Genomic DNA, 26,314 nt, shown 5'->3' with positions numbered 1-26,314 from the left:
TTTTGAAATACGCATAAACTGCTTCGATATATAAATCATTTTGATTTTTTTGTCTGCAAAATGGATTAAGTATATTAAAGATGTATCTTTTCTGCGATGCTATATCGCTCTTTACTTCGTTTACTGGTTAGGATAATTTCGCCTAAGAATCCTGCCAGGAAGAACTGTGTTCCCAGGATCATAGAGGTTAACGCTACATAAAACTCCGGCCGTTGCGCGATAAGTCTTCCTTTGGTTTCTATAAAAAGTTTATCGATCCCCAGGTATAACGAAAAGCAGAATCCTATAATGAAAAGCAAGGTGCCTATAAGACCAAAAAAGTGCATGGGTCTTTTGCCAAAACGCGACATAAACCAAATGGTAACCAGATCCAGAAAACCGTTTATAAAACGACTCATCCCGAATTTGGTTTTACCATATTTTCGAGCCTGGTGTAGTACCACTTTCTCACCGATTTTTGCAAAACCGGCATTTTTGGCTAGCACAGGAATATATCTGTGCATCTCGCCATGTACATCGATATTTTTGACTACTATATTTTTATAGGCCTTTAGTCCACAGTTAAAATCGTGTAATTTAACACCAGATGTTTTTCTGGCCGCAGCATTAAATAATTTTGAGGGTAGATTTTTGGCAATAACAGAATCGTATCGTTTCTTTTTCCATCCGGAAATGAGATCATATCCTTCTTTGGTGATCATATCATACAATTCTGGGATTTCTTCTGGATTGTCCTGTAAATCAGCATCCATAGTGATCACGACATCACCTTGTGCTTCTTTGAATCCCGAGTGTAGTGCCTGGGATTTGCCAAAGTTTTTTAAAAAACGAATTCCTTTTACATTTGGATCTTTTGTGGATAATGCAGAGATGGTATCCCACGACCCATCGGTACTACCATCATCGATAAAGATAATTTCATAAGAAAAAGAATTGGATTGCATAACGTTTGCAATCCAATTGTATAATTCGTTAAGTGATTCCTGCTCATTAAGCAGTGGTATGACCACAGATATATTCATATATTAATATAAGTCTTGTTTCTTTTGCATGATTAAACCCCCAATAAGAGAGTATATAAAACCAAAAAAGACGCTTAATAATATAAAAAAGGCGCCCCCAATAATCGGTCCTCCAAGTTTCTTTGCCCAGTTTATACTCATTTCAATTTGTTCTTCTGTCATGTTAGGATTCTCCATCATCTTTTCTCTTGTAACTTCCAACATCTGATCTATGAAATCTGGTTCAATAAAAAAATTAAAAATACCATTATATATTGCATATACAAGACCACTTAATGCAGCAATACTAATGCCTATTTTTATAGCCTGTCCTAAACTTAAAAAACCATTGCTTTTTTTCTTAAATGTGTGTATTGCAAAAAATATAAAAATTGGAAATATTATGTAGTATAAATACATAGGCCATTGCTCACCATCTAACAATAATCCGCTAACATACATTATTACATGAATGAGAACTAGGATCATACCAAGTATAATACCATAGCTAGAACTAAATTTTGCTGTTGGGATTTTATTTTCCATATATAAAACAGTTTAGGTTATTATAAACCATAAGTACACAAATATAGTAAATTGTTACAGCATGCGTAATAAATTTATAGGATTGATCACTAACGTATACTTAGTATTTTTAGATATAATAAACATAAGTTTTAGGGTAACAAGTAGATAAATAAGTCTATACATTAAAAAACATCTCTGTTTTTTTGCATGATGGCCCCGCCTATTAGAGAAATGATAAAACCAGAAAATAAATTCCAAGCTATCCCTATTATTGACATTATATAAGGAGAATTAATTTTTTCGACCAGTGCTCTACTTTGTTTGATTTGTTCTTGAGATATATTTGGGTCTTTTTCATACATTGCCTTTCGTTGAGCATCGAATATTTGATCTGTCATATTGGGTTCTATTACGTTCATTAAAAGAGAATTCCAAACGATAGTAATGATACCTCCAACTAAAGCAATCCCAATACCTATTTTTAGAGCTTCATTCAATTTTAAAAAACCATTATTGGCTGACTTGTAAACCTTTATTCCATAAATAATAATACCAATTAGTATTGTTGCTCTTATAACTGCAAAAATTTGATTTTTACTGGTCGTATTATCGGTTAGGTATAAAATAACACCATATACAACGAATAATATTCCTAAAGTTATTCCATATTTTAATATATGTTTTTTGATAGAAATAGTTGTTTCTTCCATAGTATAAAAATGTTTTTCAGTTGCTTGTTAACCATAAATGCACAAATATAATAAAATGTTACAGTTACTACGAAAATAGCACTTTATCGATAGAACTCATATTTTTATCGTATATTTACTAAATAACTACGGTTTTACCGTAATTAGAATAAGGTGTCAATAGGCGTAAAATAAGGGGATTCGCCAAAAATAACTATAAAATAGTAATCTGTTGATAACTTGTGTTTTAGGTGGTGATAACCTTATGAATTATTAAATTTTAAACTTTTTTTAGAATTGCTTACCCCAATTAGAATTGTATAAAAATATATTAACGAAACTAGTATTTATGAGAAAACTATTACTTTTTACATTTGTGATTTCTTTCCTTACTGTAATTTCTTGTTCGCAAGATGAGGAAACTACACAAGTTTCATTAGCGGAGAAAGAATACCTGGTAAAGCAAACTATTATTGAGTTTAATAATAGTGCTGTTAAAACTGGAAAATATGAGGCATTTATTAAAGATGTATCTCAAAAATCAGTAACTGCACCATTGAGTCAAACAGAATTAGAGACTATGGTTCAGGGATTTCTTGGGGATCAAACTCAAGCATTCTTGGATGTATATTATCAACTTGTAGTTTTAAATTTAACACCAGAAGAGTTTTATAGCATTGCTTATCAATTTGAATATTTAAGATTAAATGTTAAAATGAGATCTAATAAGAATTCAGGTTGTTGCGATGCTAGTGACTCTGTTGGTGCAAATTACAAAGAACTAGGAGCCTTGCTTAATTGGGCATGCGGTTGTCAAGAACAATAATATTTAGATAATATTCTACAATAGTTAACAGGTGTTTGCTGTACCAATTAATTTACATTTCTTTATTTGTGAAATAATTTTGCATTTAAAAAAATAGTTGTAAATTTGCACCTCGAAAATAGAAAAGAATAATACAATGAGAAAAGGTATTCACCCAGAAAATTATAGATTAGTTGCTTTTAAAGATATGTCTAACGATGAAGTTTTTTTAACTAAATCTACAGCCAATACTAAAGAAACTTTAGAAGTAGATGGTGTAGAGTATCCGTTAGTGAAATTGGAAATTTCAAGAACATCACATCCTTTCTATACCGGTAAGTCTAAACTTATCGATACTGCAGGACGTATTGATAAATTCAAAAACAAATATGCTAAATTCAAAAAGTAATTTAGTACTATACTATAATAGAAAGCCTTTCTAATCGGAAAGGCTTTTTTTATGCTAATTTAAAACGACTAGAGAATAGCTTTTTGAAAGCAAATCACTATTCTCGATAGTTCTGCTGAGCCCTTCGATAAACTCGGGACAGGCCTTGTCGAAGTACATTTTGTCTCCATATCTATTACGACAAAACACTCGAATCGACATGATTTTTTTAGATCGAACTCAAATTATGACAAATTCATTTTATTATTTTAATGTGAATAATAGATAAGCAATTTTCGTCAGTTTGAGACATCCAATAAAATTTTATCCAGTGTTTAAGCTGACGTTTCAAAGCAGGGCTTTGAAATCTTTTTTCACCAGTATAAGATTTGTTTTGCGTTTGCAACATCTATGAAGCCTTGGAAAGATTTTAGTAAAAAAAATCTGGTTTTCAATGAAATTGAAAAATACCTTACGATAATAGCGTAAGCTGTGGGCGAGATGATGTGGTTGAGCGCCTTTTCTTTTGGTTCTGTTTGCTGCCGGGCGAGCAAAGAAATCGTAGATTCATGAACTCAATATTATCAAATAAAAACCTTGTGAACTAAAATGAACAGAAAGCCAAATAATAGCTAAATTAAACTACAGTCTTAGGAGTATATAAGTTTATGAAAAAACAAATCATTATGAAATACGTCAATGGTAGTGCCAAATCTCTGATTTGGTATATCCAAAACAAGAAAATGTATAACCAAAAAGTACTTCTCGATATTAAATTCTTACAGAGTTTTACTCCAAGTGACGTCTGCTCTCAAAGACTATTTATATTATTTTACAAATAAATTCGTCAAACAACGCTATTTTTAATATTAACGTCTTTATTTTTGCAGCCGTATAACTAACTAATTTTTTGAAATCAAAACATGAATTATATTCTTTTTGATGGTGCTTCACGTAATGCGTTATTGCCATTTACTTATACACGACCAGTTGCCGAGATTAGGATTGGGATATTAACCATTCGCGAGAAATGGGAGCAATATTTAGGATATACTACGTCTACAGTAACAGAAGAATACCTAAGCGAAAAATTTCCTATGGTAGAGCTGGCAGAGAATATAATGATCAATGCTACTTATTTACCATCAGAACAGTTGGTGGCTGCTATCAAAAACCTAAAACCCGAACAAGCTATTTTTTGCAATGACGAACCTATCGCTTTTTATGTAAAAGAGGGGCAGGAGGTAGATTTTGAAACCTACGAAGTACTAGCTTATGATGCCGATGTGTTTACAGTACAACACACCTGGGATATCTTTTCAAAAAATAAACAGGCGATTGCTGATGATTTTAAGCTGCTAACAAAGGATAGGGTGAGTCAACCTATTCCTGAAAGTAATAATATTATCGCACCCGAAAATATTTTTATTGAAGAAGGGGCAACACTAGAATTTACAACACTTAATGCCAGTAAAGGACCAATATACATAGGAAAAGATGCCGAAATCATGGAAGGTAGTATGATTAGAGGGCCTTTTGCACTTTGTGATCGTGCTGTAGTAAAGATGGGAGCAAAGATTTATGGTGGTACTACTATTGGGGTGCATTCTAAGGTAGGAGGAGAGATCAATAATTCTGTAATATTTGGATGCTCTAATAAAGGACATGACGGGTATATGGGGAATTCTGTAATAGGAGAATGGTGTAACCTGGGAGCAGATACGAATACCTCTAATCTTAAAAATAATTATGCCGAAGTTCGCTTATGGAATTATGAAGCAGAAAGTTTTACAAAAACAGGATTGCAATTCTGTGGTTTGATGATGGGGGACCATTCTAAATGTGGTATCAATACTATGTTTAATACAGGAACTGTAGTAGGAGTAAATGCCAATATTTTTGGTACAGGTTTTCCTCGTAATTTTGTACCTAGCTATAGCTGGGGAGGAAGTGCCGGTTTTACGACCTACCTGACTAAAAAAGCTTTTGAAGTGGCTAAAGTAGTTATGGCCAGAAGAAAAGTTGAGTTTACAAAACAAGAAGAACAGATTCTCGAACATATCTTTGAAGATACCAGGCAATGGCGAAAGAGTTATGAAAAGTAATTTTTTTGTGTACTATTAATTTTGATAAAAGAAAACTACGTGTTTTCTGGCATGTTAGTTTTTAACCGTGGTGTCATGCTGAGCTTGTCGAAGCAAATTATAGTAGAAAACCTTTCGATCTAGGTGATATATAAGATAAAATACGCCAAACCTTAATTATTTAATAGGTTCTTTCCAAACTCGTTTTAGTACCAGGAAATTTTGCGGATTATTGGTAAGCCCTTTTACGTTTTTTTGAGTAAATCGAACTACCTGGTCGTAATATAGAGGGACGATAGGAGCATTTGCAATAATGATAGAATCCATCTTTGCATAATGCTGCTCTCTTATTTTGATATCGGTTATTAAAAAGCTTTCTTCGTATAGCCGATCAAAAGTTTCATTTTTAAAATGGGTATAATTAGGGCCATGAGGAGTAAAGTTTTTACTATAATATGGCGATAGAAAATTTTCGGCATCGGGATAATCTGCAATCCAGCTGGCTCGAAAAGATTCTAATTCTCCTTTCCATTTTTTTTGGCGTATTGTCGAAGGAGCCATAACGTCGACTATGATATTTAACCCAACTTTTTCAAGCTCTCGCTGTATAAATTCACAAATACTTTGATAATTTGCATCTGTGGCAATTCGTATGGTTGGATTGTTATTTCCTGTTTGCTTTTTATACGTTTCGACCAACTTACGTGATTTTACCGGGTCATACTCATATCCGGGAATACTATTAAATCCGGGAATACCCTTTGGGATAAAACCGTGTATTGCAGGAGTTCCTATGCCATTCTTTAGATAGGTAATCATCTTTTTCCTGTCGAAACCGTGATTAACAGCTTTTCTTAATAGTTTTGATTGTATTTCCTTTTTGTCTGTATCGAGGTAGAAGCCCAGATATTCAGAATTTAGATAAGAACCTTTGCTTATATTGATGCGTTCTTTGTATTTCTCTCTTAACTTTCCGCTAGGGGTTAATAATTCATCTTTATATGAGGCATCTAAACTATTTAATAAATCGATATTTCCTTTGGCAAACTGTAAAAATTCACTTTGCTTGTCGGGTAAAAAGGTAATGGCTACAGCTTCGAGATAGGGGAGTTGTTTGCCATTTTTGTCCTTTTCAAAATACAATTCATTTTTACGCAAAACGAGCTTGATATTTTCTTCCCATAGCTTAAATTTAAAAGGACCGGTACCAATAGGATTCGCTCTAAACTCACTACCATAAAATGATACCACCTCTTTAGGAACTACAGAGCAGTATCGCATACTCATCAATCCTAAAAAAGCAGGAAATGGTTTTTTTAGTTTGATTTCAAAAATAGTATCATTAACAGCGGTATAGGTATCTACCGTTTTAAGTACCCAATTACCGGGAGATGCTACTTTGGGATCAACTAATCTATTAAAACTATACACAAAATCCTCTGCAACAACGTATCGGGTACTGTCTTTGGTTTTAAATTGTTCATGTTTATGAAACTTTACATCATCTCTAAGTATAAAGGTATAGGTAAGAGCGTCTTCAGAAATTTCCCATCTTTTTGCAATATCGGGTTTAATATGTAAAGAATCGTCTAGTTGTATCAAGCTGTTAAATAGCTGATTAGTAGACCAGATATTAGCAACATCCCTGGCAAATGCCGGATCTAATGAGCTTACGTTTTCATATTGATTATACCGAAATACCAAATGATCTCTGTTTTCTCGAGAAGAATCTTTACAGGATATGAGAGTAAGTAAAATATAAGCTATTGTTAAATAGCGAATTATGAAAAAATAATGAACACACTTCAATTTTAGTAAACGAATTATTGTTGGTATATTTGCACCCTGAAAATTTATTCTAGAGTGACTCAATATTTTTGAGTTTTGGTATGGGTAAATATAATGAGATTTCTGCCCCTGCGGAAATGACACTTATGTTTTATGAGAAAAAAAGTTGCTTTTTATACTTTGGGTTGTAAACTGAATTTTTCAGAAACCTCTACAATAGCAAGAGATTTTACAAATGAAGGCTTTGATCGTGTAGATTTTTCTGAGAATGCAGATATCTATGTAATTAATACATGTTCTGTTACCGAAAATGCAGATAAAAGATTTAAAACCATAGTTAAACAAGCGCAAAAGGTAAATCCAGATGCCTTTGTAGCTGCAGTAGGATGCTATGCTCAGTTAAAACCAGAAGAATTAGCTTCTGTTGATGGTGTAGATTTGGTTTTGGGGGCAACAGAAAAATTTAAGATTACCGATTATATTAATGATCTCTCTAAAAATGATTTTGGAGAAGTGCATTCTTGCGAAATCGAAGAAGCCGATTTTTATGTGGGTAGCTACTCTATAGGGGATCGTACCCGTGCATTCTTAAAAGTGCAGGATGGTTGTGATTATAAATGCACCTATTGCACAATTCCACTTGCCAGAGGAATTTCGCGAAGTGATACGCTGCAGAATGTATTAAAAAATGCTAAAGAGATTTCTGAAAAAGGAATTAAAGAGATTGTGCTTACCGGAGTTAACATAGGAGATTATGGTAAAGGTGAATTCGGAAATAAGAAACATGAACATACTTTTTTCGAACTTGTACAGGCATTGGATAAAGTTGAAGGGATAGAGCGATTACGAATTTCGTCTATAGAACCCAATTTACTTAAAAATGAAACCATAGATTTTGTGTCAGGTTCCAGGACTTTTGTGCCACATTTTCATATCCCTTTACAATCTGGCAGTGATGATATATTAAAACTGATGCGCCGCAGATATCTTAGTGATCTATATGTAGACAGGGTACAAAAAATTAAAGAAGTAATGCCACATGCATGTATTGGGGTAGATGTTATTGTTGGTTTTCCTGGTGAAACCAATGATCACTTTTTAGATACCTATAACTTTTTATCTCGATTAGATATCTCCTATTTACATGTATTTACTTATTCTGAAAGAGATAACACTGTAGCAGCAGACTTAGATGGAGTGGTTTCTCAGGATGTTAGAAAGAAAAGAAGTAAAATGTTGCGAGGATTATCTGTAAAGAAAAGAAGAGCGTTTTATGAAAGCCAATTAGGAACCGAAAGAACAGTACTGTTTGAGTCTGAAAATAAAGAAGGGTATATACATGGTTTTACCGAAAATTATGTGAAAGTAAAAATGCCATGGAATCCATTATATGTAAATACCTTGCATAAAGTGAAATTAACAACTATTGATGAAGATGGAATGGTTAGATTTGATTTTATAGCATAAAAATCAAGCTAAGTTCGATATATAACACACAAAAGCCTGCTATACAGCAGGCTTTTGTGTGTTATAATAGAGTAATCAGACTATATATTTATTCCAACAGGAAGTAAGTCTTTATATTTCCTTCGGTTTTTTCTCATAAATTTTGCAATGATAGGACTGGTAGGCACCAATCTAATATTACGTTCTTCAATTACATTAAATACTGCAACGATAAAATCTTGTTCGTAACCTTTTTCAAGATGTTCTTCACTCATGATAAGTTTAGTAAGAAATATTTTTCTTTCCTGTAGCGCGTATTCGATCTTTGCTTTTTGACCGTCAATTGTAGTTTCGAATTGTCTTAGAAATTCATTGTCGATAATTTCTAATTCAACAGCACTCATGTTCTCCATATTTTTTTAAATTATTGAGATATTTAATCAAATGTTTATAAGGAGCTAACCTTACTAATCATAACCATCTTATTAGAGAGGATTTTCTAGATGTATGTGTCTAAAATAAAGGTGATTAACCTAGTGAAAATAAGGTTTTACCTTGCCTCGTCTAACTAAGATTAGTTAGTTCTAAAATTCCCTTTTTGCAAAAATTTAACTCAATGTTTCCTTTTTTCTAACAAAGGAATACTATAATTTTGATACGCAAAGATAAGAAAATTAGAGTTTTAAATTTAATACCCACTGTTAAAATACCTATGTCGCAGGAAGTTAGCTATGTTTATTTTGTTCCGGGGATGGCAGCAGATGTTTCAATCTTCGAATATATTAAGCTCCCCAGGGATAAATTTGTAACTCAAACCCTACCTTGGAAAATCCCAAATAAGAATGAGTCTATTGAGGATTATGCAAAACGTATGTGTGAAGAAATTGAGCATAAAAACTGTATTTTGATCGGCGTATCGTTTGGAGGTGTGATGGTGCAGGAGATGAGCAAGTATTTGAGTTTAAAGAAACTTGTTATTATTTCGAGTGTAAAAAACAAGTTCGAATTACCTACCCGAATTAAAATTGCCAGAAAAACCAGGGCTTATAAATTGTTTCCAACGGCAATAGTTTCTAAAATTGATAATTGGGAAAAATTGGCTTTTGGTGATTTTGCAAAAAAACGTGCCGCTATGTATCAAAAATATTTATCTATAAATGATAAAAGGTATTTGGATTGGGCTATAGAAAACATGGTATGTTGGAATCAAGAAAAAACACCAGATAATCTTATTCATATTCATGGGGATAAAGACATCGTTTTTCCTATCGCAAATATTAAAAATTGTATAAGAGTTGATGGGGGAACTCATGTTATGATTGTAAATAGAGCAAGGTGGTTTAATAAAAATTTACCCGAAATAATTAGTGATAACTTACGTTAATCTAACTTTTTACGCTATATTGTACAATAAATTTTATTCCCCAATAAAATCAAAATCTACTTAAGTAATGAAAACAATTAAGAAATTTTTAGTTCTTCTAGGTGTGCTGTTCACCTTCGGAATTTTAGTAAACGCTACACAAGACCATCAGCCAGAAAAACCATTAGCTCAAGAAATTCTGGAAGAAAAATTAGTAAATGATTATAATGTATATGCTATTGCAATGCCAGATAATCTTAATTTTTCTGGAGAATTAGTACCTGTAGAAAATCCAGATATAAGAGAACGAATGGATAGAGAGTTGTTGGTTAACACCTATTGGCAATCTAATGGTTTACTTCTTTTTAAAAGAGCTAATAAGTATTTTCCTATTATAGAACCGATCCTTAAAGAGCAGGGGGTTCCTGATGATTTTAAATATTTGGCAGTAATAGAAAGTAGTTTAACTCAAGCAGTGTCTCCTGCAAGAGCCACTGGATTTTGGCAAATATTAAAAGGTACTGCCAAAGAATATGGGTTAGAAGTAAACGAAAATGTAGATGAGCGTTATCATATTGAAAAATCTACAGAGGTAGCTTGTAAGTATCTTAAAAGCGCAAAAGAAAAATTTGGCTCCTGGACGTTGGCAGCAGCAGCATATAATGCGGGTAGAGCAGGGATTAATAGACGACTCGAGAAACAAAAAGCGGCTTCGTATTATGATCTTTTATTAGGAGAAGAAACAGGTAGATATGTGTTTAGAATTGTAGCGGTAAAAGAAATCTTAAGCAATCCAAAGAAATATGGCTTCAATTTTAGTGATGAAGATTTGTATACTCATATTCCAACATTTAATGTTTTGGTAGATGAGCCTATTGCAGATTTTACTGCCTTTGCTGAGCAATATGATATCAATTATAAGATTTTAAAACTACATAATCCCTGGCTTAGAGAAGCTCGTTTAAATAATCATTCTGGTAAAGAATATCTTATAAAAATACCAAGAGAAGGATATTATAAAACGACAACCGGGCAATAAGAATTTGAGATTTTTTATTTAAGTTAGCACTTGTTTTAGAGTAGTATGAATATGATGAGGCATGACACTAAGAAATAACCTTATATGGCTATTATCTTAAACGTCTTGTATAGGAAAATATTTGAAACTGCTTTTAATGAGAGAACGTTGTGTAGTTACACGTTCTTAATTTTATGATTAGTTACCAGTTGATTGCTAAAATTTAAATGTGTGAATACATCAGTACTTATTTCGTTAATCTTAATTGGATTATTAGCCGGGTTTTTTAGTGGTACATTGGGGATAGGAGGAAGCGTGATAATGATTCCTCTCCTGATTTTATGGGTAAACTTTTCTCAGCATGAGGCACAAGGAACTAGCCTTGCCGTATTAGCAGTCCCGGTAACATTATTGGCAGCATATAACTACTATAATGAAGGGTTTGTAAATTGGAAATACGCAATTATAATAGCAGTAACCTTCATTATTGGAGGGTATCTAGGAAGTAAACTAGCAATTTCTATAAACCAGGCATTGCTAAAAAAAATCTTTGGAGGAGTATTATTACTGGTAGCTCTAAAAATGATAATGGGTAAATAGATGATATACTAATTATCCTTTTTATTATTTATAGAATCGCGTTCTCGCTTATATCTTTCGTATTCTTCGTCAATATTTCGTTCCTCATCTGTACGCCGATCTTCATTTTCTTTTGCCTCAGCTTCAGCATTATTTATTTCGGTATTTAAATCCAGATCAGCAATTAAAAGAGAAACGCCTTTGGATAACGAATTAAAGTGAATATTATATGAGTTACTTAATGTTTCACTAGAGTGATGAGTAACAATTTTTCTAATATCTAATATTTTTTTGTTCCCATCCATAAAATACATCATAGGAAAACCTAATGCATGCTTTAACTTATTGATGATATATGAATCCTGGTTCGTCTTTTCATCAATATGAACTAAATGAATGTTACTATTGTATTCTTTTACTTTTTCTTTTAATTTCTCTTTATTATCCCAGAAGAGTACTACAAAATCAATCTGATCATGAAATCTATCGGCTAAATCATTTAATGCAGGGATTTCTCCAATACCAGGAACACACCAGGAAGCATACGTAATAAGAAAAATTGGTTTTTCGTAATCTCTTAAAAGAATAGGGTCTCCTTTTAGTGGATATACATTAAAGTTATCCATATAGGTACCGCTAAGGTGGTTAGTAACCAGGGAGTCAAATAAGAATTCTGCACGTTCTAGATCTTTATCTTTATATGCAAGATCAATTTTTTGGTTATATTTTACAATATGCGCCGAAATAGCAACCGAAAATGGTATTTGTCTTTCTTCTTGAGCAAAGGAATTGCTAAAATATAAAGTGAGTATTCCTAATACTAATAATTTCTTCATTATAAATAGATTACGGTAGCTAATGTAATATAATGCCATCAAAAAAAACATTTTTTGGGTGTAAAACTTTTGATGTTCACTTAATTAAAAAACGTTCTAAAGATTGTATTAAACTATCATTAAACGTAATTTTCTATACAATTAGTATGCCTAAATTTTCTTCATTTGCTGTTTCATCATAGTGATCTGATCCTTAAGCATATTGTGTTTATCTAATTTTTTGGCTTCTGTAAGCAACATCTGAGCTTCTCTTTTACGGCGTTTTGTCATTGCAATACCAGCAAGATTTAATTTTGCCACGGCAAGATCCTGATTCATCGATAATCCTAACTTTATTGCTTTTTTAAGATGCTTTTCGGCTTGTGTGATGTTGGTTTGTGATAACATTATACCAAGAAGATAATTGTAATATCCTTGTTGTTTTGTGGTAAGAGCACTTTCTGGTTTTTTGATTTTGTCTAACCATTTTCTGGCGCCATCAAAATCTTGTTTACGTAACCTTAAGAAAGCCAGGAGGATTAATTCGTTTTTAAAATATAAAAAGACAAAAATTGCAGCTAATAAAATAAGCATAATTCCATTACCTACATATCCTTCTACTATCTGCCATATTGCTACCCCGATAACGATTGCTGCGATTACTAATTTTATATTTTTGTTGTACATTTTTAACCTTATTTTATTGTTTTGTAGTTGTTTTTAAATTTTATTGATGTTGGTATTTTGGTATCTGGCATAGTAGAGATTAAGGTATTTCCTTCACAAATACCTTCTGTACTTCCTTCTAACATAAGCCCCGTTTTATTATTCACTGTGATCATTGCTTTTTGAGAACCCGATACGATTATAGTAGCACCAGCATTTGTGTTTTCCATTTCTATTTCTGATGCACCTTCAATTGTTGTGTTCTCATCTATAATTGAAGCAATGTTCCATTTATTTTTGCTTTTCATTTTACCGGTATACTCATTTTCCCAATTGTCACCCACGGTAGCATTATTATCACCATAGATAAATGTCATTTGCTCAAAATTACCTAGTAATTGGTTGTCTCCCCATTGTTGATCTAAACTGGCTCGAACTTGTGTTATCGTATTAGGATCTGTGATACCAGCATTTTTAATCATATTATCGATAAGAACTTCTGTTCCTTCTAAGGCATTAATCTTACCATTTTTTTGCATTACCATAGTAATAGGGGAGTTGATAAGCCCTTGAAAAATACGTCCTTGTACATCGGTAGAATCTGGTATTATAGAAGTATCCATATCCATAAGAACGCCTAGAGAAGGAGAACTTGTTTTCATTTTTAATGTTTGATATTTCATTTCTATATAAAACAAACTGTTTTCTACTTTTGTCACTATAAAAGACATCTCTGCAGTAATATCATTTGTGATTATTTGTTGTCCTCCAGAAATATCTTGCGTAATTATTTGTTCAGAATCCTGACGAATTGCAAAAGAATCTCCTACATTAAGATTATATTGCAAAGTAGTTTGAGAAAAACCAGTAATCGATAGTATCAATACTAGTATAAAAATGAGTGGTTTTTTCATAAAAACAGGATTGCGATTTTCTTGTGCAAAGAAACTAATTTTTTTGGATAAAAAATATTTGATATTTACGTTTGTCAAAGTAAAAACTCTTTGTATATTTGCCCGCAGTTTTGGGAAGAAATTCTCAGAAAGGATCGAATTAGATATTTCAAGAAGATTTATAAAGATATATAGCAATGAAAAGAACGTTTCAACCATCGAAGAGAAAGAGAAAAAACAAACACGGTTTCAGAGAGCGTATGGCTTCTGCAAATGGTAGAAAGGTGTTGGCTCGTAGAAGAGCAAAAGGAAGAAAGAAGATATCTGTTTCGTCTGAACTAAGACATAAGCACTAATGATAACGTTCATTAAAAATATTAAAGGTGTTACTTTATAGGTAACGCCTTTTTTTATATCTAGTACATAATTTTATAGGAAAAGCAATACCATTATTACATGCCAAAAAGAGAAAAACTAAAGAGTATACTTATTATAGGATCGGGACCAATTGTTATTGGTCAAGCGTGTGAGTTTGATTATTCTGGTACACAAGCCCTACGTTCTTTAAGAGAAGATGGGATAGAAACAATTCTGATCAATTCGAATCCTGCTACTATTATGACAGATCCTTCTATGGCGGATCATGTATACCTAAAACCATTAAATACCAAATCAATAATAGAGATTTTAAAAGAACATCCTCAGATTGATGCCGTATTACCTACAATGGGAGGGCAAACAGCTCTTAACCTTTGTATAGAAGCAGATGAAAAAGGAATATGGAAAGATTTTGATGTAGAGATCATAGGAGTAGATATAGACGCTATAAATATTACCGAGGATAGAGAGCAGTTTAGAGAACTAATGCTTTCTATTGGAATTCCGATGGCTCCTCAGGCAACCGCCAATTCTTATTTAAAAGGAAAAGAGATCGCCCAGGAATTTGGATTTCCTCTTGTAATTAGAGCATCATATACACTTGGTGGTGCAGGAGCATCTTTTGTTTATAAAGAAGAAGACTTTGATACATTACTTACTCGTGGACTAGAAGTTTCTCCAATTCACGAAGTGATGATCGATAAAGCTTTGATTGGGTGGAAAGAATATGAATTAGAATTGTTAAGAGATAATAATGATAATGTAGTTATTATTTGTACTATAGAGAATATGGATCCTATGGGAATCCATACCGGAGATTCGATTACAGTAGCTCCCGCAATGACGTTAAGTGATAAAACTTTTCAACGTATGCGTGATATGGCAATCCATATGATGCGTAGTATTGGGGATTTTGCAGGAGGATGTAATGTACAGTTTGCTGTAAGTCCCGATGAAAATGAAGATATTATTGCTATCGAGATTAACCCTAGAGTTTCTCGTTCTTCTGCATTAGCATCAAAAGCAACGGGATATCCGATTGCAAAAATAGCTGCAAAACTGGCTATTGGATATAACCTGGATGAATTAGATAACCAGATTACCAAATCTACTTCGGCCTTATTTGAGCCTACATTAGATTATGTAATTGTAAAAATCCCACGATGGAATTTTGATAAATTCGAAGGGTCAGATCGTACATTAGGACTTCAGATGAAATCTGTTGGAGAAGTTATGGCAATCGGTAGATCATTCCAGGAAGCATTGCATAAAGCTACTCAGTCTTTAGAAATTAAAAGAAACGGACTTGGTGCCGATGGGAAAGGGTATAAAGACTATGATCAAATTATAGATAAACTTACCTATGCCAGTTGGGACCGTGTGTTTGTAATCTATGATGCTATCCAGATGGGGATTCCGTTAAGCAGAATACACGAAATCACAAAAATAGATATGTGGTTCCTAAAACAATACGAGGAATTATATAATCTTGAAAAAGAGATTTCAACATATACCATTCAATCTCTTACCAAAGAATTAATACTAGAAGCAAAACAAAAAGGTTTTGCAGATAGACAAATAGCTCATATGGTAGGATGTTATGAAAGTGAAGTATATAATAAGAGAGATGAGTTAGGGATAAAAAGAGTATATAAATTGGTAGACACCTGTGCTGCAGAATTTAAAGCTCAAACTCCTTACTTCTATTCTACTTTTGAAGCAGAAATAGAAACGCCAGAAGGAGAAATATCAGTCTCTAATGAAAGTATTGTTAGTGATAAAAAGAAAATTGTTGTTTTAGGTTCGGGTCCTAACAGGATTGGACAAGGAATTGAATTTGACTATTGTTGTGTACATGGCGTGTTGGCATCCTCAGAGTGTGGATATGAAACGATAATGATCAATTGTAATCCAGAAACTGTATCTACCGATTTTGATACTGCCGATAAATTATATTTTGAACCAGTATTTTGGGAGCATATTTATGATATTATTCGACATGAGAAACCAGAAGGAGTAATTGTTCAACTTGGTGGGCAAACCGCATTAAAGCTTGCTGAAAAACTAGATCGCTACGGGATTAAGATTATAGGAACAAGTTATCAATCTCTGGATCTTGCCGAGGATAGAGGGAACTTCTCTAAATTGTTAAAAGAGAATAATATTCCATATCCAGAGTTTGATACTGCCGAAACTGCCGATGAAGCACTTGAGGTGGCAGATCGTTTAGATTTTCCAATTTTGGTAAGACCATCTTATGTATTAGGAGGGCAAGGCATGAAGATTGTAATTAATAAGCAAGAACTAGAAGAACATGTGGTTGATTTATTACGTAAAATTCCTAATAATAAATTATTGTTAGATCACTATTTGGATGGAGCAATCGAAGCAGAAGCAGATGCAATATGTGATGGTGAAAACGTGTATATCATTGGGATTATGGAGCATATAGAACCATGTGGAATTCATTCTGGAGATTCTAATGCTACTTTGCCTCCTTTTAACCTGGGAGAATTTGTAATGCAGCAGATTAAAGATCATACACATAAAATTGCATTAGCGCTAAACACTGTAGGGCTAATCAATATTCAGTTTGCAATCAAAGATGATAAGGTTTATATCATTGAAGCAAACCCAAGAGCATCGAGAACAGTACCTTTTATTGCTAAGGCATACGGAGAACCTTATGTAAATTTTGCAACTAAAGTGATGCTGGGAGAGAAGAAAGTGACGGATTTTGACTTTAAACCTCACTTAGATGGATATGCTATTAAACAACCTGTATTCTCGTTCAATAAATTCCCTAATGTTAATAAGAAATTAGGTCCAGAAATGAAAAGTACAGGAGAGAGCATCTTGTTTATTGATGATCTTAAAGATGATCAATTTTATGATCTATATTCGAGACGTAAAATGTATTTGAGTAAATAATATTTTATATACAGAATTGATAAGAAACCAGATTGTAGATCTACAATCTGGTTTTTTTATTTTTCGAATTCATATTTTTTGAAATGCTATGTATTAGCAACACATAATAATTTCTTATAATATGAAAAAATAATTAGTTTAATCTATATCTTAATCCAATAAATAAACGTCTACCTTGGTTTGGTGCATAAATATATGTTGGATCAAAAGATAATCCATAAGGATTGTCTGCTGTGGGAATAACATTACCATTAGTATCAAAAACCACATTTTCATCAAAAGGATCATTGGCTCTTGCTATGATAAAAGGGTTACCTTTATTTGGTGTCCAGTTCAATAAGTTTTTTACTCCGCCGTATACTTCAAAATTTTTAAAACCATCATAGGTTAATTGAATATTTTGAATACTCCAAACCTGCGATTCATCTTTTCTGGGATCTAATTCACCCAAAACAGGTAAACGCATTGGACCATATAGATTTCCCGTATAGTCAATAGTAAAATTATAATTGAAGTTTTTATAAGAGATGGTCCAGGTACCCGAATATTTTTCGGTAAGTACCTGCCGTTGTTTAACACCATTTTCTTTTTGAGACACATCTTGAATTGTAAACCCAGCCAGTGCTTTAAAATTACTAGACAGAACAGCATCTAAATTAACACTTAAGCCCATACTTGTAGCAGAACCATCAAGATTATCATAAATAACTTGATTTGGGTTGGTGTCATAATCTGGTAAGATCGCATTAGTAAAATAAGTATACCAGGTAGAAGCATCGATACCAATAATCATACTGTTTTTGGTATATAATTTTTTCAAGTAATTTACATTAACATTATAAGATTTTTCGGGCTTTAATTCTTCTTCTATGATTACATCCCGAGAACCTGTTAAAGAGGCATGTTCTTCGGCAAATAGATTTACAACCCTAAAACCTGTTCCTGCGTTTAGCCTAAAAATGTCGTGTTCTGTGGGTTTAAATTTGTATGCTAATCTTGGAGTAAAAATATTACCGTGCCTTTTGTCATAGTCATACCTTGCACCAAGTAACAGTTTGTGTTTTTCGCTTATCGTTATTTCGTCTTGTGCAAATAAGGAAGGAATTACAATTTTATCAGAGTTTACTGTAATTGGAGTATTGTCATCATAATAATTGTAACGCATTGCTGTACCAAAAAGAAGATCGTGATTTTGTTTAGATATATCCCATGTTAATTGCCCGAAACCAATACGCTGTTTTGCAAGGTAAAAAGTATCTCCATATGCAGAATTTTGATCGTGATCAGAGTATGAAAACTGAAACATCATATTTTCTTTTATTGGTAATTGATATTTACCAATTACCTCGTAACGTGTTGTGTATATGCTTTCACCGTATATATCATTACCACCTCTGAATTCTGGATTCCATTGCATTTCACCACCCCAGCGATCTTCATAAAAGAAACGTCCAGCCATCGAAAATACACGATTTTCTTTTCGAGAAAAATCCCATTTTTGAAAAACAGAAATTCTATCCTGTAAAGTAACATCTGTAAAATTATCATTGTTGTTATCAATGGGATTAGAGTAATTAAAGTAATTAGCTCCGAGAAGCATATTAGATTTTTCACCAATTTTGGCCTTAAATCCTACATCAAAATTTGTTTCTCCCCAATCTGTTACATAACTATCAGCAAAAAATAGAGGAGCGTTTTCTGGTAATTTTGTAATTACATTAATTAATCCACCAACAGCTTCACTACCGTACAAAGATGAAGCAGGACCTTTTACTATTTCAACTTGCTCAATTAAGGAGTTTGGTATTCCAGAAAGCCCATAAACAGTTGATAAACCACTTACAATAGGCATACCATCAATTAAAACCAAAGTATATGGGCCTTCTAGACCATTTATATGAATATCACCAGTGTTACATACACTACAATTAATTTGTGGCCGTACACCATTTACATTTTGTAAAGCTTCAAAAATATTAGGGGCAGGATTCTTTTTTAAGAAGGTTGGAGAATATACTTCTACAGGAACGGGGCTTTCAAGTCTTTTTACAGGCTTTAGAGTTCCGGTAATTACAATCTCATCTAGAAGCTCAACCTCTTCAAGATTGATATTAATTATTATGTTCTTTTCATGTAAAGAGATTTGTTTTTGATATGTTTTAAACCCCGTAAAAGATGCTATCAAAACATAATCACCTTCAGGGATATTTTCAATTATAAAATTTCCGTTTTCCTGACTTACAGCACCTATTTTTGTGCCTTTTAAATATATATTTACAAAAGGTAAGGATTCGTTGTTAGCGGTTACTTTTCCGGAAATATCAAATGTGTTTTTTGCTTGTAAAATACCTGACACTAATAGTAGAAGGATAAAGATGTGTTTCATTTTTTTGAGCAGTTGTATTATAGAGGGCAAATGTTTTGTTTTAATTAAATCTAAATAATGATAATTATCATGATTTAGATTAAAAACCTAGATGTTAATACATTATAAAGGAAAGAATGGCAAAATATAGTGAGACTTGTATCAAGGAGAAGAAAGGGGAATGAGTTTATGGATGAAAATTCTGAAGAGATTGATTTTTGGCGATATAATTATTATTATGGCTTTTTTATTAAATACATCTACGAACTAAATTCTAATACATGAATATGAATTTTGAAATGTTTGATTTTGCTGTTTTATAAGTATCTGGATTATGTAAAAAGTAATTTTTTTGTTAGAATTTTGGAAAAAATGCACATTTTGATCCAAAATGCATACATTTTTTGATAATAATACTATAGGAATAACACCAATTCTCACCGAATAAGATTCGTATGTATGTTAATTTAGAGTTAATTGTGTGTTAAATATAGTTAAATTAGCTTTAACTCCTTTAAGTTTTTAATGTCGTTTTTCTGCTGAAATTTCCCCAAAATTGGCCATTACAATTTTTAGTTTAATCCCTTGATTTTCAATAATGCAACAGTGTTGCATTATTGAAAATCAAGGGATTGTTTATTTAGATTAAAGTTAAATAAATGAAATGTAACTATTTGTATGTTACGTGTTTGCCGTATTTGTTTATTTGAATTTATCTCTACTTTTGAATAACAAATTTTAATGAAGAGCTCAACATTTTTAATTTAAAATCTAGAATTAAACATTTAATAGAAAAATCAAACAATAATGAAAACTCAACTGAAATTTTTAAGTATGCTAACGGTCTTTTCTATCTTCTTTTATAGTTGTGAAAAAGACGCCGATGGGGTTACCGATATAGAAACGGGAATAGAACCTACAGAAACTGTAGGAGCAGAACAGGCGATACCTGGAGAGTATATCATAATTTATAAAGAAGATAAATCTCTATTTGGTAAAAGTGCTGGTATGAAAGCTAAGTCTCAGCAAACGTTATCCAAATATGCGATAGCAGAGAATAACATAAAGCAAACCTACAGCAATGCTATACAAGGTTTTCATATAGAAAATTTATCTGAAGAGCAGGTAAAAATGCTTAAAAATGATCCTGAAATTGCATATGTACAGCCTAATTATATCAGAACACTGGATGTTGAAATGGGAAAACCTGTAAGTCAACTTCCTGCAACTGTTGAGAATAAAGCTGCGAACAAAGGTTCTTGGTTGCCTAGCGGAGACTTTTTACCATGGGGTATAAATAGAGTGGGTAGAGCAAATGGTAGTGGTAGAACTTGCTGGATCATTGATAGTGGGATTGCACCACATAGTGATTTAAACATTGATACTAACCGAAGTAGAAGTTTTGTTGGTGGGTCATGGCAAGATCAAAATGGACACGGAACTCATGTAGCAGGAACAGTTGCTGCAAAAAATAATGGTTCTGGAGTTATTGGTGTGGCTTACGGTGCTACAGTTGTTTCTGTAAGAGTTTTAAATGCACAGGGTAGTGGTAGTGATGCAGGTATACTTAGTGGTATAGATTATGTTGCCAGAAATGCAAGAAATGGAGATACCTGGAATTATAGTGTAGGATATAGAAATCGTCATACTAATATAACTATAGATAATGCATTTAGAAACCTGGAAAGAACAACTTATGGCGCTATGGCTGCAGGTAATAGTAATGATGATACACAGTATTATTCACCACAAAGATTACGAACTGCTAATTCTTGGAATGTTGGTAACATGACCAGAAATGATGGTCCTGCAGGATCTTCTAATTACGGAAGAAGTGTAGATCGTTGGGCTCCAGGTACGCAAGTATGGTCTACTTGGTTAAACGGACAATTTAATAGAATCTCTGGTACTTCTATGGCGTCACCACATGTGGCAGGAATATTATTACTAAGAGGTAACAGTACAGGAACCGATGGTTCTGTAAGTAAAGGAGGCTACACGGCTCCTATAGCTACCACAAATTAATACGGTAGTTTCATATTTTGAGTATGTATTAGAGAGGCTGGGTGATTCCAGCCTCTTTTTTGTTTTAAGTAGTGAACTAAAGAGAATTGCAATGTTATTTCTCTAAAAAACCATCTGCTTCCCAATCTAAGATAATGTCTATTGTTGCTTGTGGTAACCTACCTTCTGGAGGCATTACATTAGCTCCTGTTGATTTAACTAAAAGAACAAGATCTCTATTTACTCCAACTATAGTTTCGGTATAATTACGCATAGGAAAAGGAGCCCCGTTTTGAGCAGGAACAGTATGGCAACGTACACATTGAGCATCTATAATTGCCTTAACATCTGCATCATAAGTTGTAATTTTATTTGGGTTTGGATTTGTATCAGGATCCGGATTGGGGTTAGGTTGCGGACTATCATCACCACTGCTACAGTTAAAACAAAGTAAGACGATGAACAGTACTGAAATTTTTTTGAATATACTTTCCATAACGGGGGTTTTTATATGAAATATACAAAGATTTTACTAATAGATAGTATAACGAAGTCATCTCGATTTAAGTATAGAGAGATAAAAACCTACATTTTTAAATACATTCGAGAACTTTCTTACCTAAGAAAGCCTTTAGGTTTTCTAATAAATTGAAGTAAAATTATGAACCAATTGGGTAACATTTTTTAATTCGGAAGCTGCTTTTTTTATTCCTATATCCACTTTTTTGGTACTAGAAAATGTGCATTTGTATACATCCGGTCTGATTCCATAATCAATTTATGTGTTTTGTTTTTTGAATTCATGTTCTTTGATCGAGATAATAATTATGAATAAAACTTTTACGGTATGAAAAAACTAAATTTCAAAAAATTAGAAAAACAAGAATTACATTCTATTAAAGGAGGAGCAAGAAGAAGAGTAAGAAGAGTGGGAGTGGCATTGAGAAGAGCAAGAAGTAGTGGATTTGCCGATGAAAACACAGATGAGTATTCAGATGAGTATTAACGACTGTAAACCTAGATAAAATAGATTGATTTACCTTTATTTTCTATTTGCAATGTGAAAGTGAACTTATCCATTATTTGTTTGAAACAAAGGGTTTTATAGCTTCGATAAGCTCACTTAAATATGAATCTTATACAGAAAATGCTTAATTATGAAAAAGTATTGTTTACTTGGTTTTATTATTATAGGAATAGTGATGATTTCTTGTAATAATGATGATGATAACAAAGAAAATGAAAATCTATCATCGACATCTGTTCTAGTGGGTAAATGGGGACAAACTTCGTTTAGACAGAATGGAGAACTTATGAATATTACCGATTGTGAAAAAAGGTCAACTATAGAATTCACCTCAGATTCGTATACCGAAATTGGGTATGCCCCTGTAAATACAGATTGTCAGATTGATTTTGAAATCACAGGAACCTGGACAGAAGAGGGAGATAAGTTAACTCTTAATTATGTTTTTGAAGGAAAAACAACCATTGATATCGCAATGTTTACGATTACAGATGATGTATTAACTATAATGTATAACGATGAAGGGGCTATAACAACATTTGACTATCAGAAATTATAACATACTCTGTTTTGATATCGTTATAATCCATAAAACATAACAAAAGATTAAGAACAGCCATGCATAAATTGGCTGTTTTTTTATGGATTAAGAGTATGAAGCAAAATTTAAGATACTTATGTTTCGGTTGTAATTATAGATTTATTTTCACATTATATTGCTCAAGAATTTCCAGATGAGATTCGAGTTCAAATTCTGAATCCTTAAAACGATTACGTCTTGTAACCGAATCTTCTTTACGTATAATACTTCTTACAAATCGTCGTATCGCAGTTTTATTTTCTAAAATTAATCCTGGTATTGATACACTTTTTCCTTTATCATTTTTTGCCACCATAGTAAAATAACTTGAATTGCAGTGTTTTACTTTACCCGTTTGTATGTTTTCTGCCTCGACTCTTACTCCTACGACCATAGAAGTATTACCTACATGGTTTACTGACGCTTTAAGTGTTACAAGTTCACCGACTTCGATAGGTTTTAAAAAATCTACTTTATCTACACTGGCTGTTACACAATAAGTTTCAGAATGTTTGGAAGCACATGCAAAAGCGATTTGATCCATCAAAGACAAGATATATCCACCGTGTATTTTTCCACTAAAATTAGAATGTGAAGGAAGCATGAGTTCTGAAATAATTACTCTGGATTCTGTATTGGTTTTGTATTTTTTCATTTAGTTATCCATTTAATTGGTAATGTAATACTAAAGAAGATACTATTTGTTCCTAAAATGCGGAGAGTCTTCTTCAACGACATCAATAACAAAATACTTTGTATCTCCAAGCCAGGAAACTTTTGCAAAACGCTCCTTATATTTTAGCTTTACATATCTACCCTGAAATTTTTCCAGTTTCTTAATGATATCTTCTTTCTGACTTTCTACAGAAAAACTAAATATTTGCGCTCCAGAGATTCCCTGACTAATTTCGCCTTCCCAGGTTTTAAAAACCACACCTTTATTACTAAATTTTATGAGTTCACCACTTCGGGTTCCCTCACTATACGATGCATAATATATAAATGCATACCATGCAGCAAAAAGTGTTAAAATTACAATAATGAGTATTGCGAGTATTTTTTTCATAATTAGAATGCATTATATACTTTGGTCATAAATTCATCGATCTTATTAGGTTCGAGCCATCGTGTAACTACAACGAGGTTTTGTTTTTGATCAATTACAATAAAATTACCACCAAAGCCTGCGGCGTAGTACAAATGTTCTGGTAATCCTTCCCAATGCCTAGATCCTTTTTGGTTAAGCCACCACATAAAACCGTAGTTAGGGTTGGCTTGCGAGGGCTTGATCGCTTCTATGATCCATTCTTTAGATAATAATTGTGTTCCGTTCCAGTTTCCGTTGTTAAGAAAAAGTAGTCCGAATCGGGCATGATCTAATGTATTGATAAATAATCCACCACCAGAATGGCCACCTCCACTTACAGATTGCATATTGATACCATCAACGGCAACCCAGGAATTATCATACCCATACCACCTCCATGTAGTTGATGCACCAATAGGGTTCATTATTTTTTCTTTTAATACCTGCGGTAATGGAGTTCTCCAAACATGTAATAAGGAATAAGCCAATACATTAACACGAACATCGTTGTACTCAAAAACAGTTCCGGGCTCGTTGAGTTTTCTAAATTTCCAATCATCGATACCACCCTCTCTTGGGGGACGATCTGCCCAGTCATATCCACCCCATAGTTGTCCTGACCAATCCGAGGATTGTGTTAGTAAGTGTCTCCAGGTAATTTTCTTGTTATGCTTTCCATCAAAAGTATGATCCCATATGGTGGTATAAGTGTAATCATCAACAGAATGTATTAATTTATTATCTACAGCTAATCCTGCCATAGTAGATAAATAACTTTTGGTAACACTAAATGTCATGTCTATTCTGTCTACATCTCCCCATTTAGATATAATATATCCGTCTTTAATGATAAGGCCAGCAGGGCCACCTCTTTTTTTGGTAGGCCCCAGGATTTTGTGATAAGGTTCTCTTATAAAACCTTTTACAATAGCTTCGCGTAGATCTTTTGATCCCGAGTATTCATGATCCAAAGCAAATTGCACCGCTTCCTGAAGTTTTTGCGCATTTATTTTAAATTCGGTTGGACTTTTTTCCTCCCAGTTTCCTCTTTCAGGAAAATAAGCCTGTTGCGCAGTAGCACTATGAAAAACGTTTCCGAAAAGAGCAACAAAGAAATATATCCTTATAAGTATAAATTTCATGTGTTTACATTTTTTAATTATTTATAAATACCAGTTTCAATCTTTTAGGATTGAACAAAGTACTTTATTGTTTTTTTAATCAATAAGAAAAAGCCAATAACAAAAAGAATTGATCCTAAAAAAGAAAAACCTTGTATAACATATATATAGGTTAGATAAGTATCTGCTCCTAATGTACTAATATACGTGGTCCCCACGGTATTCGAAATCCCGCACAATAAAGATATAATACTACCTGTAGTTAATAATATCCCATCTGTTTTTGATCCCACTTTAATTATATAATAGATGCATAGTATGGCTATAACCAGTTGGGGTATTGAGGTTATAATACCTAAAAAAAAGTACTTAAGAATTTCTGTAATGCTTAGTTCCATAATTATTTTTTATTCAGAAACCTTGTTTTTAATAATTTTTTGGATCATTATATAGAAACCAATTAAAAAGAGTATCGATCCTATAAATGAAATAGTATTTACTCCAGTATTAATAATAGAATAGATATCAAACCCCCAAGAATCTATAAACATGTATAGGAATTGATGTAAAATAGCTACGATCAGAATCAAAATGTTACCGATAAGTATAAGGATACCTTCTTTTGTCGTTCCTTTTTTACTCATATAATATATCGTAAGTATAATAAATACCAGGATAGGCAGAATGTAAAACAGTGCTCCGGTGACTCTGAGTATGATTTCTGATACATTAGAACTTGATACCATGATTAAAATATG

Annotated in this window: 27 protein-coding genes; 12 read left to right on the top strand and 15 right to left on the bottom strand. The window is 32.8% G+C overall.

All coding sequences use genetic code 11. From position 1 onward, the window contains the following. Positions 1-74 precede the first annotated feature (74 nt). From ATO12_RS09840 to ATO12_RS09830, 3 genes are all read right to left on the bottom strand, one after another. Positions 75-1,022, bottom strand: coding sequence for a glycosyltransferase family 2 protein (locus tag ATO12_RS09840; RefSeq protein WP_034241544.1), 948 nt, complete (start codon positions 1,020-1,022; stop codon positions 75-77). A gap of 3 nt (positions 1,023-1,025) precedes the next feature. Further along, on the bottom strand, positions 1,026-1,547 hold the full coding sequence (locus tag ATO12_RS09835) for a DUF4199 domain-containing protein (protein WP_034241542.1): 522 nt from the start codon (positions 1,545-1,547) through the stop codon (positions 1,026-1,028). A 164-nt stretch (positions 1,548-1,711) separates the two neighbouring features. Beyond that, positions 1,712-2,239, bottom strand: a complete 528-nt coding sequence (locus ATO12_RS09830; protein WP_034241541.1) for a DUF4199 domain-containing protein — start codon at positions 2,237-2,239, stop codon at positions 1,712-1,714. A gap of 328 nt (positions 2,240-2,567) precedes the next feature. Here ATO12_RS09830 and ATO12_RS09825 point away from each other — a divergent pair, with 328 nt between their 5' ends. From ATO12_RS09825 to ATO12_RS09815, 3 genes are all read left to right on the top strand, one after another. Continuing rightward, positions 2,568-3,044 carry a hypothetical protein gene (locus ATO12_RS09825; protein WP_034241540.1) on the top strand — a complete coding sequence of 159 codons (477 nt, stop codon included), beginning with the start codon at positions 2,568-2,570 and terminating at the stop codon, positions 3,042-3,044. Positions 3,045-3,180: 136 nt separating this feature from the next. After that, a complete protein-coding gene (locus ATO12_RS09820) occupies positions 3,181-3,432 on the top strand; it encodes a type B 50S ribosomal protein L31 (RefSeq protein WP_025664866.1) in 252 nt (83 codons plus the stop codon). A 902-nt stretch (positions 3,433-4,334) separates the two neighbouring features. Then, positions 4,335-5,516: a GlmU family protein gene (locus tag ATO12_RS09815; RefSeq protein WP_034241539.1), complete on the top strand. Its 1,182-nt coding sequence runs from the start codon at positions 4,335-4,337 to the stop codon at positions 5,514-5,516. Between the two features lie 156 nt (positions 5,517-5,672). Here the strand turns inward: ATO12_RS09815 and ATO12_RS09810 are convergent, their stop codons facing one another. Beyond that, positions 5,673-7,280 carry an ABC transporter substrate-binding protein gene (locus ATO12_RS09810; RefSeq protein WP_034242005.1) on the bottom strand — a complete coding sequence of 536 codons (1,608 nt, stop codon included), beginning with the start codon at positions 7,278-7,280 and terminating at the stop codon, positions 5,673-5,675. Positions 7,281-7,436: 156 nt separating this feature from the next. Here ATO12_RS09810 and mtaB point away from each other — a divergent pair, with 156 nt between their 5' ends. After that, complete coding sequence (gene mtaB / locus ATO12_RS09805) at positions 7,437-8,750, top strand: tRNA (N(6)-L-threonylcarbamoyladenosine(37)-C(2))-methylthiotransferase MtaB (protein ID WP_034241538.1); 1,314 nt, start codon at positions 7,437-7,439, stop codon at positions 8,748-8,750. A gap of 80 nt (positions 8,751-8,830) precedes the next feature. On the opposite strand, the gene ATO12_RS09800 is transcribed toward mtaB, so the two are convergent. Next, entirely contained in the window at positions 8,831-9,142 is a 312-nt protein-coding gene (locus tag ATO12_RS09800; protein WP_081748243.1) for a GNAT family N-acetyltransferase, read from the bottom strand. Positions 9,143-9,441: 299 nt separating this feature from the next. Between ATO12_RS09800 and ATO12_RS09795 the strand changes: the two genes are divergently transcribed. The 3 genes from ATO12_RS09795 to ATO12_RS09785 all read left to right on the top strand — a co-directional run bounded on the left by ATO12_RS09795 (position 9,442) and on the right by ATO12_RS09785 (position 11,710). Then, complete coding sequence (locus tag ATO12_RS09795) at positions 9,442-10,113, top strand: hypothetical protein (protein ID WP_034241537.1); 672 nt, start codon at positions 9,442-9,444, stop codon at positions 10,111-10,113. A 67-nt stretch (positions 10,114-10,180) separates the two neighbouring features. Beyond that, positions 10,181-11,131 carry a lytic transglycosylase domain-containing protein gene (locus tag ATO12_RS09790; RefSeq protein WP_034241536.1) on the top strand — a complete coding sequence of 317 codons (951 nt, stop codon included), beginning with the start codon at positions 10,181-10,183 and terminating at the stop codon, positions 11,129-11,131. Positions 11,132-11,341: 210 nt separating this feature from the next. Next, positions 11,342-11,710 (top strand): sulfite exporter TauE/SafE family protein, encoded by a 369-nt coding sequence (locus ATO12_RS09785; RefSeq protein ID WP_034241535.1) that lies wholly within the window; start codon positions 11,342-11,344, stop codon positions 11,708-11,710. 8 nt (positions 11,711-11,718) lie between these two features. Here ATO12_RS09785 and ATO12_RS09780 read toward each other — a convergent pair whose 3' ends face one another. From ATO12_RS09780 to ATO12_RS09770, 3 genes are all read right to left on the bottom strand, one after another. Continuing rightward, the gene (locus tag ATO12_RS09780; protein WP_051575723.1) at positions 11,719-12,525 is read right to left on the bottom strand and encodes a TlpA family protein disulfide reductase; all 807 of its coding nucleotides are present in this window, start codon (positions 12,523-12,525) and stop codon (positions 11,719-11,721) included. Between the two features lie 150 nt (positions 12,526-12,675). Next, entirely contained in the window at positions 12,676-13,191 is a 516-nt protein-coding gene (locus tag ATO12_RS09775; protein WP_034241534.1) for a hypothetical protein, read from the bottom strand. Positions 13,192-13,199: 8 nt separating this feature from the next. Continuing rightward, positions 13,200-14,084, bottom strand: coding sequence for a DUF6263 family protein (locus ATO12_RS09770; protein WP_034241533.1), 885 nt, complete (start codon positions 14,082-14,084; stop codon positions 13,200-13,202). Between the two features lie 176 nt (positions 14,085-14,260). On the opposite strand from ATO12_RS09770, the gene rpmH reads away from it, so the two are divergent. After that, positions 14,261-14,419, top strand: a complete 159-nt coding sequence (gene rpmH / locus ATO12_RS25300) for a 50S ribosomal protein L34 (RefSeq protein ID WP_074410140.1) — start codon at positions 14,261-14,263, stop codon at positions 14,417-14,419. A gap of 100 nt (positions 14,420-14,519) precedes the next feature. Beyond that, entirely contained in the window at positions 14,520-17,372 is a 2,853-nt protein-coding gene (gene carB, locus ATO12_RS09760; RefSeq protein ID WP_034241531.1) for a carbamoyl-phosphate synthase large subunit, read from the top strand. Between the two features lie 133 nt (positions 17,373-17,505). Here the strand turns inward: carB and ATO12_RS09755 are convergent, their stop codons facing one another. Further along, positions 17,506-19,758 (bottom strand): TonB-dependent receptor, encoded by a 2,253-nt coding sequence (locus tag ATO12_RS09755; protein ID WP_034241530.1) that lies wholly within the window; start codon positions 19,756-19,758, stop codon positions 17,506-17,508. A gap of 786 nt (positions 19,759-20,544) precedes the next feature. Between ATO12_RS09755 and ATO12_RS09750 the strand changes: the two genes are divergently transcribed. Next, a complete protein-coding gene (locus tag ATO12_RS09750; protein WP_051575722.1) occupies positions 20,545-21,762 on the top strand; it encodes a S8 family serine peptidase in 1,218 nt (405 codons plus the stop codon). Between the two features lie 94 nt (positions 21,763-21,856). Here ATO12_RS09750 and ATO12_RS24765 read toward each other — a convergent pair whose 3' ends face one another. Then, a complete protein-coding gene (locus ATO12_RS24765) occupies positions 21,857-22,237 on the bottom strand; it encodes a c-type cytochrome (RefSeq protein ID WP_051575721.1) in 381 nt (126 codons plus the stop codon). A 351-nt stretch (positions 22,238-22,588) separates the two neighbouring features. Here ATO12_RS24765 and ATO12_RS26030 point away from each other — a divergent pair, with 351 nt between their 5' ends. Next, positions 22,589-22,747 (top strand): hypothetical protein, encoded by a 159-nt coding sequence (locus ATO12_RS26030; RefSeq protein ID WP_165583359.1) that lies wholly within the window; start codon positions 22,589-22,591, stop codon positions 22,745-22,747. Between the two features lie 151 nt (positions 22,748-22,898). Further along, complete coding sequence (locus tag ATO12_RS09740; RefSeq protein ID WP_034241529.1) at positions 22,899-23,327, top strand: lipocalin-like domain-containing protein; 429 nt, start codon at positions 22,899-22,901, stop codon at positions 23,325-23,327. Between the two features lie 133 nt (positions 23,328-23,460). Here the strand turns inward: ATO12_RS09740 and ATO12_RS09735 are convergent, their stop codons facing one another. From ATO12_RS09735 to ATO12_RS09715, 5 genes are read right to left on the bottom strand one after another with little or no spacing between them, the layout of a single operon-like run. Continuing rightward, positions 23,461-24,003, bottom strand: coding sequence for an acyl-CoA thioesterase (locus tag ATO12_RS09735; RefSeq protein ID WP_034241528.1), 543 nt, complete (start codon positions 24,001-24,003; stop codon positions 23,461-23,463). Between the two features lie 42 nt (positions 24,004-24,045). Beyond that, positions 24,046-24,414 carry a hypothetical protein gene (locus ATO12_RS09730; protein WP_025664882.1) on the bottom strand — a complete coding sequence of 123 codons (369 nt, stop codon included), beginning with the start codon at positions 24,412-24,414 and terminating at the stop codon, positions 24,046-24,048. A gap of 2 nt (positions 24,415-24,416) precedes the next feature. After that, positions 24,417-25,577: a serine hydrolase domain-containing protein gene (locus ATO12_RS09725; protein WP_034241527.1), complete on the bottom strand. Its 1,161-nt coding sequence runs from the start codon at positions 25,575-25,577 to the stop codon at positions 24,417-24,419. Between the two features lie 44 nt (positions 25,578-25,621). Next, on the bottom strand, positions 25,622-25,954 hold the full coding sequence (locus ATO12_RS09720; protein WP_034241526.1) for a hypothetical protein: 333 nt from the start codon (positions 25,952-25,954) through the stop codon (positions 25,622-25,624). Positions 25,955-25,963: 9 nt separating this feature from the next. Next, complete coding sequence (locus tag ATO12_RS09715; protein WP_034241525.1) at positions 25,964-26,302, bottom strand: hypothetical protein; 339 nt, start codon at positions 26,300-26,302, stop codon at positions 25,964-25,966. Positions 26,303-26,314: the final 12 nt, after the last annotated feature.

The sequence above is a fragment of the Aquimarina atlantica genome, assembly GCF_000626715.1.
Taxonomy (GTDB): domain Bacteria; phylum Bacteroidota; class Bacteroidia; order Flavobacteriales; family Flavobacteriaceae; genus Aquimarina; species Aquimarina atlantica.
This window is presented reverse-complemented; position numbering and strand designations above follow the sequence as displayed.

Bases quoted from the DNA above. Each gene is read 5' to 3' on its own strand.
- ATO12_RS09840 (WP_034241544.1), bottom strand. From the start codon at position 1,022: ATGAATATATCTGTGGTCATACCACTGCTTAATGAGCAGGAATCACTT.
- ATO12_RS09835 (WP_034241542.1), bottom strand. From the start codon at position 1,547: ATGGAAAATAAAATCCCAACAGCAAAATTTAGTTCTAGCTATGGTATT.
- ATO12_RS09830 (WP_034241541.1), bottom strand. From the start codon at position 2,239: ATGGAAGAAACAACTATTTCTATCAAAAAACATATATTAAAATATGGA.
- ATO12_RS09825 (WP_034241540.1), top strand. From the start codon at position 2,568: ATGAGAAAACTATTACTTTTTACATTTGTGATTTCTTTCCTTACTGTA.
- ATO12_RS09820 (WP_025664866.1), top strand. From the start codon at position 3,181: ATGAGAAAAGGTATTCACCCAGAAAATTATAGATTAGTTGCTTTTAAA.
- ATO12_RS09815 (WP_034241539.1), top strand. From the start codon at position 4,335: ATGAATTATATTCTTTTTGATGGTGCTTCACGTAATGCGTTATTGCCA.
- mtaB (WP_034241538.1), top strand. From the start codon at position 7,437: ATGAGAAAAAAAGTTGCTTTTTATACTTTGGGTTGTAAACTGAATTTT.
- ATO12_RS09800 (WP_081748243.1), bottom strand. From the start codon at position 9,142: ATGGAGAACATGAGTGCTGTTGAATTAGAAATTATCGACAATGAATTT.
- ATO12_RS09795 (WP_034241537.1), top strand. From the start codon at position 9,442: ATGTCGCAGGAAGTTAGCTATGTTTATTTTGTTCCGGGGATGGCAGCA.
- ATO12_RS09790 (WP_034241536.1), top strand. From the start codon at position 10,181: ATGAAAACAATTAAGAAATTTTTAGTTCTTCTAGGTGTGCTGTTCACC.
- ATO12_RS09780 (WP_051575723.1), bottom strand. From the start codon at position 12,525: ATGAAGAAATTATTAGTATTAGGAATACTCACTTTATATTTTAGCAAT.
- ATO12_RS09775 (WP_034241534.1), bottom strand. From the start codon at position 13,191: ATGTACAACAAAAATATAAAATTAGTAATCGCAGCAATCGTTATCGGG.
- ATO12_RS09770 (WP_034241533.1), bottom strand. From the start codon at position 14,084: ATGAAAAAACCACTCATTTTTATACTAGTATTGATACTATCGATTACT.
- rpmH (WP_074410140.1), top strand. From the start codon at position 14,261: ATGAAAAGAACGTTTCAACCATCGAAGAGAAAGAGAAAAAACAAACAC.
- carB (WP_034241531.1), top strand. From the start codon at position 14,520: ATGCCAAAAAGAGAAAAACTAAAGAGTATACTTATTATAGGATCGGGA.
- ATO12_RS09755 (WP_034241530.1), bottom strand. From the start codon at position 19,758: ATGAAACACATCTTTATCCTTCTACTATTAGTGTCAGGTATTTTACAA.
- ATO12_RS09750 (WP_051575722.1), top strand. From the start codon at position 20,545: ATGAAAACTCAACTGAAATTTTTAAGTATGCTAACGGTCTTTTCTATC.
- ATO12_RS24765 (WP_051575721.1), bottom strand. From the start codon at position 22,237: ATGGAAAGTATATTCAAAAAAATTTCAGTACTGTTCATCGTCTTACTT.
- ATO12_RS26030 (WP_165583359.1), top strand. From the start codon at position 22,589: ATGAAAAAACTAAATTTCAAAAAATTAGAAAAACAAGAATTACATTCT.
- ATO12_RS09740 (WP_034241529.1), top strand. From the start codon at position 22,899: ATGAAAAAGTATTGTTTACTTGGTTTTATTATTATAGGAATAGTGATG.
- ATO12_RS09735 (WP_034241528.1), bottom strand. From the start codon at position 24,003: ATGAAAAAATACAAAACCAATACAGAATCCAGAGTAATTATTTCAGAA.
- ATO12_RS09730 (WP_025664882.1), bottom strand. From the start codon at position 24,414: ATGAAAAAAATACTCGCAATACTCATTATTGTAATTTTAACACTTTTT.
- ATO12_RS09725 (WP_034241527.1), bottom strand. From the start codon at position 25,577: ATGAAATTTATACTTATAAGGATATATTTCTTTGTTGCTCTTTTCGGA.
- ATO12_RS09720 (WP_034241526.1), bottom strand. From the start codon at position 25,954: ATGGAACTAAGCATTACAGAAATTCTTAAGTACTTTTTTTTAGGTATT.
- ATO12_RS09715 (WP_034241525.1), bottom strand. From the start codon at position 26,302: ATGGTATCAAGTTCTAATGTATCAGAAATCATACTCAGAGTCACCGGA.